At 47.8% G+C, this 9,770-nt stretch carries 11 protein-coding genes; 8 read left to right on the forward strand and 3 right to left on the reverse strand.

Annotated elements, in window-relative coordinates:
• Nucleotides 1-198, forward strand: a 198-nt coding sequence (locus tag ACPV3A_RS36475) for a cation:dicarboxylate symporter family transporter (protein WP_426204781.1), incomplete at its 5' end; no start/stop codon positions are given.
• Nucleotides 199-328: 130 nt separating this feature from the next.
• On the opposite strand, the gene ACPV3A_RS36480 is transcribed toward ACPV3A_RS36475, so the two are convergent.
• Nucleotides 329-1,417: a Xaa-Pro peptidase family protein gene (locus ACPV3A_RS36480; RefSeq protein ID WP_339219556.1), complete on the reverse strand. Its 1,089-nt coding sequence runs from the start codon at nucleotides 1,415-1,417 to the stop codon at nucleotides 329-331.
• Between the two features lie 164 nt (nucleotides 1,418-1,581).
• Between ACPV3A_RS36480 and ACPV3A_RS36485 the strand changes: the two genes are divergently transcribed.
• The 3 genes from ACPV3A_RS36485 to ACPV3A_RS36495 all read left to right on the forward strand — a co-directional run bounded on the left by ACPV3A_RS36485 (nucleotide 1,582) and on the right by ACPV3A_RS36495 (nucleotide 3,318).
• Nucleotides 1,582-2,121, forward strand: a complete 540-nt coding sequence (locus ACPV3A_RS36485) for a DUF2569 domain-containing protein (protein ID WP_426204783.1) — start codon at nucleotides 1,582-1,584, stop codon at nucleotides 2,119-2,121.
• A gap of 93 nt (nucleotides 2,122-2,214) precedes the next feature.
• Nucleotides 2,215-2,715, forward strand: a complete 501-nt coding sequence (locus ACPV3A_RS36490; RefSeq protein ID WP_071222644.1) for a GNAT family N-acetyltransferase — start codon at nucleotides 2,215-2,217, stop codon at nucleotides 2,713-2,715.
• A 126-nt stretch (nucleotides 2,716-2,841) separates the two neighbouring features.
• A complete protein-coding gene (locus tag ACPV3A_RS36495) occupies nucleotides 2,842-3,318 on the forward strand; it encodes a GNAT family N-acetyltransferase (RefSeq protein ID WP_426204785.1) in 477 nt (158 codons plus the stop codon).
• 59 nt (nucleotides 3,319-3,377) lie between these two features.
• Here the strand turns inward: ACPV3A_RS36495 and ACPV3A_RS36500 are convergent, their stop codons facing one another.
• Nucleotides 3,378-3,722, reverse strand: coding sequence for a hypothetical protein (locus ACPV3A_RS36500; protein ID WP_194544363.1), 345 nt, complete (start codon nucleotides 3,720-3,722; stop codon nucleotides 3,378-3,380).
• A gap of 186 nt (nucleotides 3,723-3,908) precedes the next feature.
• Here ACPV3A_RS36500 and ACPV3A_RS36505 point away from each other — a divergent pair, with 186 nt between their 5' ends.
• From ACPV3A_RS36505 to ACPV3A_RS36520, 4 genes are all read left to right on the forward strand, one after another.
• Nucleotides 3,909-5,066, forward strand: coding sequence for a response regulator (locus ACPV3A_RS36505; RefSeq protein WP_194544362.1), 1,158 nt, complete (start codon nucleotides 3,909-3,911; stop codon nucleotides 5,064-5,066).
• A gap of 170 nt (nucleotides 5,067-5,236) precedes the next feature.
• Complete coding sequence (locus tag ACPV3A_RS36510; RefSeq protein WP_194544361.1) at nucleotides 5,237-5,728, forward strand: hypothetical protein; 492 nt, start codon at nucleotides 5,237-5,239, stop codon at nucleotides 5,726-5,728.
• 112 nt (nucleotides 5,729-5,840) lie between these two features.
• A complete protein-coding gene (locus ACPV3A_RS36515) occupies nucleotides 5,841-8,804 on the forward strand; it encodes a response regulator (protein ID WP_426204788.1) in 2,964 nt (987 codons plus the stop codon).
• Nucleotides 8,702-9,025, forward strand: coding sequence for a sensor histidine kinase (locus ACPV3A_RS36520; RefSeq protein ID WP_426204790.1), 324 nt, complete (start codon nucleotides 8,702-8,704; stop codon nucleotides 9,023-9,025). The genes ACPV3A_RS36515 and ACPV3A_RS36520 overlap by 103 nt, the downstream gene beginning before the upstream one ends.
• Before the next feature lie 188 nt (nucleotides 9,026-9,213).
• Here ACPV3A_RS36520 and ACPV3A_RS36525 read toward each other — a convergent pair.
• Nucleotides 9,214-9,770: hypothetical protein (locus ACPV3A_RS36525; RefSeq protein ID WP_426204791.1), on the reverse strand; the 557-nt coding region annotated here is incomplete at its 5' end.

A 9,770-nucleotide genomic window follows, 5' to 3' on the forward strand; every position in this document is an offset into this window, starting at 1 on the left:
GTGCTCTCCACGATGAACCTGCCGGTTGCCTTGGCGGGCCTGTTGATTTCCGTCGAGCCGCTGATCGATATGGGACGGACGGCACTGAACGTGAATGACTCCATGACAGCGGGCGTGATTACCGGGAAAGTCATGAATGAAGTCGATAAAGACGTGTACAACGATGACAACATTGAACTGGATATGGTTCAGGCATAAGAACGTAACCATGGGAGCCATCTTGAAGGCATTGTTTCTGCCGGAGGATGGCTCTTCTGGTACATAGAGAAAGCCCGAATACCGTAAGTAAAACGGTATCCGGGCTTTTTTTATCATACTGAAAATGGAATTATCCGATGCTAGTCAGTTCTTTCGGGAAGGAGGTCAGCACCTCGACGCCATCCTCGGTTACGATCACATCATCCTCGATCCGCACGCCGCCTACGCCTTGCAGATAAATGCCGGGCTCGATCGTGAATACCGCCCCGGGCTGTAAAATGTCCTGGTTCAAACCGTGGATGGACGGATATTCATGAACATCCATGCCAAGCCCGTGCCCCAAGCGATGTACAAAAGCATGGCCGTACCCTGCGTCGTCAATCACTTTGCGAGCGGCTTGGTCAATCGACCCATAGGTTACGCCGGGTTTTACGGCCTGAATGCCGGCCAGGTTCGCTGCGAGAACCGTCTCATAGATGTCGACGGCTTCAGGCTTCAGCTCGCCTACGGCAAAGGTACGGGTAATATCCGACGCATAACCACCCGCATAAACTCCCATATCGAACATGAGCAGATCGCCTGCTTCAATCCGGCGCGTACCGGGAACACCGTGAGGCAAGGCGGTATTGGGGCCGGATAATACCATTGTGGCGAAGGACGGAGCATCGGCACCCATTTTTTTCATTAGGTATTCCAGTTCTGCCACAACCTCAATCTCACTGACGCCGATTTTGATCTGGGCCAGGCCTTGTGTCAGAACATCCTCAACCAGTCTTACTGCATGTTTGATGATCTTCACTTCATCGGCCGATTTTCGGATTCGGAGCTCCCGGAGCACGGCGCCAACATCTTCGATCCGGTTCGCGTTCACATGCTGCTGCAGCTGCTCATAACGGGAGACCGTAAGCTGATCCTTCTCTAGCGCCAGCGTACCGACGGCACCTTGAAACTGCTGCTTGAGCAAGAGATACGGATTATCGGTATCCTGGTGCGTGACAATATGCTTAACCGTTGAAGCGGCCGCTGCCGCGTCGGCATCCAATGCGGGGACAATCAGCACCGGATCATTCGCAGAGGAGAGGAGCAGGCCCAGGAAACGCTCATGAGGATCACTCGCAAATCCGGTCAAATAGTAAACATGCTTGGGGTCTGTCACAAGGACATGATCCCAGCCCTGTGTATTCATGGATTGTAGCAAACTTTGCAATCGTTCATTCATTCTGTTCATTCCTTTCATCATCAGAAGACGGCTTTTACGCTATTAATGTTAGGTTATCGCGTTCAAACACGTAAGTAAAGTTTTCCTTTATTATGAGCTTGATCTTCCTATATAATGTTTTGAAGTTAATAAATTACATGTTATACGGGAGGAATTACACTCGAATGGATCCGAATCAAGTTCAGGAGAACAATCCTGGTTCATCACCGCAGGGCCAGACACCCAAATATCTTATAAAACTTAAAGTGGAAGGGCTTGGCGGATGGCTTGTATTAGTCCAGATTTCTATGTATTTTTCATTGATCACGATCACATACCTGCTGTTTAATCATATTTTCCCGGTGTTCGAGCCGGAGATATGGAGTATGATTACCGATAAAGGATCGGCTGCTTATAATCAATCGCTTGTCCAACTAATCCTTTTTGAGACCGTAGTTAATGTGTTGTTTATTATTGCATTAGTCTTTGCTTTATTTTTGCTCTATCGCAAAAAAAAGGCGTTTCCCAAATTGATGATCGGTTATATTTTATTTAGTCTGCTGACCAACATAGTGGACTATGTCGCAGTCAGCCAAATCGAAATCCTGGCTCAGGGGAATGATGGGACATTCATGCGTGAAGTTACCCGGTCCATTCTGTACGCCTGTATCTGGATCCCGTATTTCATTCGCTCCAAGCGTGTGCGAAACACCTTCGTGAATTAATGCCGCTTGAAAAAACAGAAGCGTTTTTCCGCTGCCTCTTGTACAATAGATCTCGTACAAAAAGATTACGCATCTATTCGGAGGTAGGACATCGTGACGCAACAATACCGTATCGATTATGCCGTCAAAGAGGATTTGCCGGCCATTGTTGACATTTACAATTCGACGATCTCAGGCAGAAAAGTAACCGCCGATCTGGAGCCGGTCACGGTGGAGAGTCGTATACGCTGGTTCGAAGAGCACAGCAACGATTTTCGTCCGCTGTGGGTCATGCGGTCCGATGACGGAATGGTTGCATGGATGAGCTTTCAATCCTTTTATGGCCGTCCGGCCTATAACGGCACAGCTGAGATCAGCATATACGTAAACGAGAAATATCGCGGCATCGGTGCCGGAAGCATATTAATTCAGAAGGCCATTGAGGAGTGCCCGCGCCTTCGCGTCAGTAATCTGGTCGGATTTGTATTCGGCCATAATGAACCGAGCCTTAAGCTGTTGATGAAGTTTGGCTTTGATCAATGGGGGCTTCTCCCCGGGGTTGCGGAGCTTGATGGCATTAAGCGGGATTTGGTCATTGTAGGCCGTGCAGTTTAATCCGGAAATCATGACACCATCCTGGATGCTTGAAGATGAAGTTGCGTGCAAACCGTTCGTGATTTTATGCATTCCAAACCCTGACCGTCATCCAGTACACTTGGGGTAACGTCGGATGTAAAGGATGTGCGTGATTTGAAAGCAGAGATTCATATATATCAAGCGGAACAGAAGGATTTGAGCAAGGCAGCCGCTCTGTTTAATCAGTATCGGCAATTCTACAGGCGGGAAGATGATTTGAACGGGGCCGAGGAATATATCAGGGAGAGGCTGACCCTGGGCGATTCCGTTATGTATTTAGCGGATTGCAATAGAGGAGAAAACCTGGTTACGGCTGGCTTTCTGCAGTTATATCCATCCTTCTCATCGCTCTCGATGTCCAGGTTGTGGGTCTTGAATGATCTATTCGTAGACTCCGAATATCGCGGGCTTGGTATCGGAAGGAATCTGCTGCATCAAGCCCAAACGCACGCCCTTCAGACCGGAGCCATAGGGCTGACTCTGTCCACGCAGCTTCATAACGTGACAGCTCGGCATTTGTATGAATCGGCAGGGTATGTGCAGGATGAAGAATTTGCCTATTATTATTTGGACTTATCATAACGAAGGGGCACAATAGCAAACAAAGACGATACTCCAGAAGGAGTTATCGTCTTTGTTTGCTATTGATATATCGAGCGTATTTTGCGGAAAACCTCAACCCGGGCAATTTTAAGTTCCCACATCTGGTCCAGCAGCTTCCGCTGCATATCTTTATCATCCGTTGCTTTCAGTTCATTGTAAAGGGCAAACATCCGGTCATTGATTTGGTTCACGCATTGCCACAGTTCTTGTTCCGTGCATTCCTCCGACTTCGCTTGCTTCTTGCCCTGCGGTTCCAACATGTGCCGAAGTGTACGAACAATGTCTGCTTGCCACTTCCGATCTTCCAAGCGAATAGCCAAACTGAGAAGATCCAGATAATCATCGAGGGTCAGAGATGTCGGTTCTTTATCGCATTGATCCAAGTTGAAAGCCCCCTTAGCAAACTTCTAATCACTTTATACCAAGTATTATACTTGGAATTATGAGTTTTTCAAGAGAAAAAATAACGAGTATATTGTTATAAACATTGCTTTCGCTTGTTGCAACAATGCGAAGGAATCAATATAGTTAAATGTGACCGTATTTTTCCAATCCAAGGAGTAATATGAATGAAGGTAATTCTCGTAGATGACGAACCGTTGGCTTTGAAGTATTTAGAACGTCAGCTGTTAAAACTGGATACCATGTCTATAGATGTAATCGGTACATATACGAATCCCTTTGAAGGACGCAAAGAAATTCTTGCAAGGGACGTCGATATCGTGTTTTTGGATATCAGCTTGCCGGAATTAAATGGCATTGAGCTGGCAGAGCAGCTGCTTGAGCAGAAGCCTCATCTCTGTATTGTATTTGTGACGGGGTATCACGAATATGCAGTCACTGCCTTTGAATTGAATGCCGTTGACTATATTGTTAAACCTGTCCAGATTGATCGAGTCGCCAAAACGATGGAGCGTTTGCGAAGCCGCATTGCGTCCAGGCCGGAAGAGGTCATGGAGTCCAATCGCAGCATTCGGATGACAATGTTCCGCCAGGTTATGATCGAGCAGCCGAATGAGCAGGGGCAATTCGCTCTGCTTCATTGGCGGACAACCCGGGCTCAGGAGATCTTCATTTATTTGCTTCAGCATAGAGGACAGCTTGTACGAAAGTCGGCATTGATCGATATGTTATGGCCGGAGTTTGATATGGATAAAGCCTATCCCCAGCTGTACACGGCCATTTATCATATCCGAAAAACATTGGAGCCTTATGATACCCGATTCCAAATCACCAACACGACGGAAGGCTATGTGCTGAATATGGAAGGCGTGCAGTTGGACATTGAGGAGTGGGAGAATTGGTTCATGTCAAACACCTCCGTATCGGCTGAATCGATTGAGCGACATATTGAAATGATGAAGTTGTACACGGGGGACTACCTGCAGGAATATGACTACTGGTGGGCAGAAGGAGAGCGTCAAAGGCTGAAGGAGTTGTGGCTTAGCGTTTCTTTATCCATGGCGGAATGGTATGTGGATCAGGAACGCATCGATGAAGCCATATTATGCTACTTCTCGATCCAGAGGCAGCATCCCTTGGAGGAGAAGGCCTACATTTCATTGATGAAAATATATGCTTTGCAGGATAATCCGGCCCAGGTGCACCGTCAATTCAGTCTTCTGTGTCAGGTGTTAGAGGATGAGATGGGCGAGGAGCCAAGTCCTTACATTGTGAAATGGTACGACGAATGGAGCAATGGAATACAAGCCGCCAATATGAAATAGATGAGGTAGCCAAGACGCATTCGAGATGAAATCACCGGTTGTTCGACCGGTGATTTTTTTGTATATTCTTGCCTGATTTTATAGTCCTTCCGGTGTTGTTCAGAAATTGTAGAGGACGGTCTCCTATACTGGGAATGAACCATAACAATCGGGAGGTACATTATTCGGTTATGAAATTCATTCGGAAATTTAAGGAATCTTCGCTGCAAAAGGCCATGGGATTGGAGCTTGGAACGTTCCGGGAGTTCGAGCTTGATGCGGAGAAGGACCTCCAGCATTGCAGAGGCTTCTATGCTCACTTCAACGGCAAGCGGATTGGCATCGTTGCTACGGATGAGGGTCCGGTATTTCTGTGTGGACAGGAAAAGTACTTGCTGGATGAGCGTACCGTTCATTTTTTGTTGCAAAAAAACGCCGAGGTTAACACATTTATCTTTATGTGGGATGGGGGAGTGAAACTCCAAATTCCTTATTTGCGGTCCTTGATCGAGTACAACGGAAAATGGGTGGATGATTCGATTTTCGACTTTTTTTCGTGGATCTATGAAGCATCCGGTAGAAAAAGATTCTACTCTTACTATACGGTGAAGTATGTATCCGCTGCGGAATTATGTCCGTACCAGCCGCTGCAGCGTCCAGGCAAGACATTATCGTTTGTATAGCGGCCTGACCCGGCCCGCTTATTTATTGGACTTTATGGAAAAGGAACAGACAACAGCTCCGTAACGATGTAAAATAATGGACAGTTGTGTAGGGGTGTTGATTTTTTACAATATGTTAAAAGGACTGTTATTATTGTCGACCTATTCCAACTCGAACTCAAACTCGAAATCGAAACCGATCTCCGGCAAAAGGCTGCTGGGGATTACTTTTCTGTTTATTGTCATTTTACTCTCCGTGCGGTTGGCTTATTTTAAAATCATCATGATCCCTGAGGAAGTTCCGTTTCAGCAAGGAGTGCTGGATCTTCGGGATTGGCGGGCGGATGACCGCAATACGGTCGCGCTGAACGGGGAGTGGGCCTTTTATCCGAATCAATGGATGGGCCCGGATAGATGGTCTCAAGGGGAGCAGCAGCCTGCCGCCGATCCGCGCTGGATACAGGTTCCCGGGCCATGGGGAGGCGTAAACGAGAACGGGAACCAAATGGGCTTCGGTACTTATCGTCTCAAGCTGCTCGTACCGGAACGTAACATAACTTACGGCCTCTGGATCACCGATATCCGTACAGCCTATCGTTTGTATGTCAATGGCGAGTTATTGTACGAATCCGGACATCCCTCCGATACGCCAAAGACCCATGTGGCAAGAATCGTTCCCCATATCGAACTCATCCCCCCGGCTGCCGAAGACGAGCTGGATATCATTCTGGAAGTGAGCAATTACCAATATGCCGATTCAGGCGGGATTAGGCTGCCAATCAAATTCGGGACTGCAGAAGCGGTGATGAAAGGAAAAGCGTTCTCGGAGAACATGCAGCTGCTGGTCTGCATAGTGCTATTTCTTCATGTCATGTATGTCTTAATTTTGTATCTGATCGGCTATCGGAGCAAAGGCCTCTTATATTTTGCGGCCCTTATACTGTTTACGCTGCTGGCTACGCTGGTTGACGACGATAAGCTCCTGCTCGTTTGGCAGCCTGCTATCCGTTTCGAATGGTCAGTGAAGCTTAAGGTTGTTGCTTATGTGGCTATATCCTTATGTTTGATTCTGTGCACCAAGCATTTACTCCGGCCGAGAATCAAAGAAGGATTATACCGGGCCTATACAATCTTTGTGGTTTCGTATGCCGTCGCTTATTTGCTGCTTCCGTTTCATCTGATGGTGCATCTCTCTACTTATTTATCATTGGTATTAATAAGCTCCGTACTGTTCCTGCCTTCGATTGCCAGGAAGGCGGTCAGCGAGCGGACGGAAGCGGCCATATTTATCTTGCTGTCGGCGGTTGCGGTTTCCTGCAACATTATCGTAAGCGGAATTTTAAGGTTTCGGTATTTTAAGGAACTGCCTTATTATCCGATAGACCTGATCGTTGCGTTTCTCGGATTTGCTTCCTTCTGGTTTATCCGGTTTGCCCGAAACACTGTGGTGCTGAGGGAACAGGCAGAGGAGCTGCAGCGGGCAGACAAGAAAAAGGATGAATTTCTGGCAAATACGTCCCATGAGCTGCGAAATCCGCTGCATGGCATGATTAATATGGCGCAAACGCTGCTGGAACGCAAAGGGAGTACACTTCAGCAAGAGGATCGTAATCACCTGGAGCTGATTACCGGCATTGGTAAGCGGATGTCGCTGCTGTTGGATGACTTGCTGGATGTTTCGTTATTGAAGGACAGGCGGATTCGGTTGAATGTACAGAGCATCCATCTCGGTTCGGCTGCCCAAGGCGTGCTGGATATGCTCCGTCCAATGGCGGAGGGCAAGCGAATCGAGCTCGTATGCGAGATCGAGGATGACTTTCCCAAGGTATGGGCAGATGAAAGCCGGTTGGTTCAGATTATATTCAATCTGATTCACAATGCAATCAAATATACGGAGTCAGGCCGAATCATGGTGACTGCCGATGTTGTTAATGGAAGGGCCTGCGTCCACGTTCTTGATACGGGGATGGGGATGGACGAAGAGACAGTAAGGCGGATATTCCTCCCTTACGAGCAGGGAGACTCCAACTTTGCCGCAGCGGGAGGCGGCTTGGGGCTTGGACTCAGCATTTGCAAGCAGCTGGTTGAGCTGCATGGCGGGGAACTCTCCGTGTCATCTGCTCCGGGGCAGGGAAGTTCCTTTACGTTTACGCTGAAAGTGGACGATATGATGAGGCAGGAGAATACGGATAAACAGGAGTTTATTGCCGGCTCCTTGGCTTCAAATTCAGAGAAAGAGAAGGAGAGGCTATCTAACATGTCAGATAAGCACGAACAGGATGATGCCGAATCCGAGGCTAAGCAGCGTTCTCGTCAAACCGATGGCAGGCTGCTCATCGTAGATGACGATCCGGTTAACCTAAAAGTTATCCGTCATTTGCTTGAAAACGAAGGGTATCAGATCGTGACCGTTACCCGGGCTGAGGAAGCCCTTCAATTGTTAGAGCAGGGAGAATGGGATCTGATCATATCTGATGTGATGATGCCCCAGATGTCAGGATATGAATTGTCCAGGACGATTCGGCAGAGGTATATGATATCGGAGCTTCCAATTCTGCTGCTGACTGCAAGAAATCGCCCTGAAGATATTCATATGGGCTTCATTTCCGGAGCCAACGATTATTTGATAAAACCGGTGGATCATCTGGAATTAAAAACAAGGGTACGCGCGCTGCTGGACCTGAAGCGCTCCATTAAGGAAAGGCTGCATATGGAGGCGGCTTGGCTCCAGGCTCAAATTCAGCCGCATTTTCTGCACAATACTTTAAATTCGATTGCATCCCTTAGTGAGATTGACCCTTCCCGGATGGTTGCGCTGATTGGAGAATTCAGCCACTATCTGAGAGCCAGCTATGATATCAGCAACTTGGAGCGTTTTATCCCGCTGGAGCAGGAGCTTGGCTTGGTTCGCTCATATCTGTATATCGAAGGAGAGCGGTTTGGGGAACGCCTGCGTGTCCGTTGGCATATTTCCGAGGAAGTTGCTGTTCAGCAGTGGAAGCTTCCCCCTTTGACCATGCAGACGATTGTGGAGAATGCTGTCGTTCACGGGGTATTGGCTCGAACCCAGGGAGGGACCGTTCGATTCGCATCGTAAGTGAAGCTGAATCCGCCAAAGTCATTATTGCGGATGATGGTGCCGGGATGGATCCCGAGAAGCTCCGCTTGATGCTGGGAAGCGGGCAGCGTACCGGTAAGGGAGTCGGCCTTATGAACACGGATCGGCGTTTGAAGCAAGTCTATGGGCAAGGACTCATGATTGACAGCACAAGGGGCAGAGGAACCACCGTGTCGTTTGTCATCAGGAAGATGGCATAATGAGAGCCTAAGCCTATTAAACCTATAGTCTTTGAATCTTGGACGAATGCTTGAGGTATGGGTTAGGATGTAGAGAGAATGATCCATGTACATTATTCTTAGGGAAGATACGGAGACGAAGTTAGTTGATGGAAACAATTACCGTAACCGAATTCCCGGTCTTGAATCCGGATCACCGCCGCGCTTTGTTACCCATAAATATCGCCATTTTCCCGAAAGAGGGGAAATGGCAATACCGATTCAATAATATAAAAGTCGGAATCGATGGGCAATATGCGCTGATGATGTGCAATATGCGCTGATGATGTGCAATATGAGCTGATGATGTGCAATATGAGCTGATGATGTGCAATATGCACGGATGATGTGCAATATGCACTGATGATGTCAATATGCGAGGATGATGTGCGATATGCACGGATGATGTACAATATGCGCTGAAGATGTGCAATATGTGCTAATGATGGGCAATATGTGCTGATGATGTCAATATGCGAGGATGATGTGCGATATGCGTGGATGATGTGCGATATGCGCGGATGATGTGCAATATGCGCTGAAGATGTGCRATATGCGCGGATGATGTGCAATATGCRCGGAGAGATGCGGACAGGAGGTCCGCTATTTGCCAACAACAGTGCCAAATTTAAGGCTTTGCGGACACAGAATCCGTTATTCTCGGCTTTTGCCTGTTTTTTGCTGTGATATGCCGGCAATAGCGGAACAAGTGTCCGCTTAAGCTTAA

The sequence above is a fragment of the Paenibacillus sp. Dod16 genome, from assembly GCF_049893405.1.
Lineage (GTDB): Bacteria > Bacillota > Bacilli > Paenibacillales > Paenibacillaceae > Paenibacillus_AQ.

Excerpts from the sequence above, each read along its gene's own strand:
- ACPV3A_RS36480 (WP_339219556.1), bottom strand. The coding sequence starts at position 1,417 with ATGAATGAACGATTGCAAAGTTTGCTACAATCCATGAATACACAGGGC.
- ACPV3A_RS36515 (WP_426204788.1), top strand. The coding sequence starts at position 5,841 with ATGTTAAAAGGACTGTTATTATTGTCGACCTATTCCAACTCGAACTCA.
- ACPV3A_RS36505 (WP_194544362.1), top strand. The coding sequence starts at position 3,909 with ATGAAGGTAATTCTCGTAGATGACGAACCGTTGGCTTTGAAGTATTTA.
- ACPV3A_RS36510 (WP_194544361.1), top strand. The coding sequence starts at position 5,237 with ATGAAATTCATTCGGAAATTTAAGGAATCTTCGCTGCAAAAGGCCATG.
- ACPV3A_RS36485 (WP_426204783.1), top strand. The coding sequence starts at position 1,582 with ATGGATCCGAATCAAGTTCAGGAGAACAATCCTGGTTCATCACCGCAG.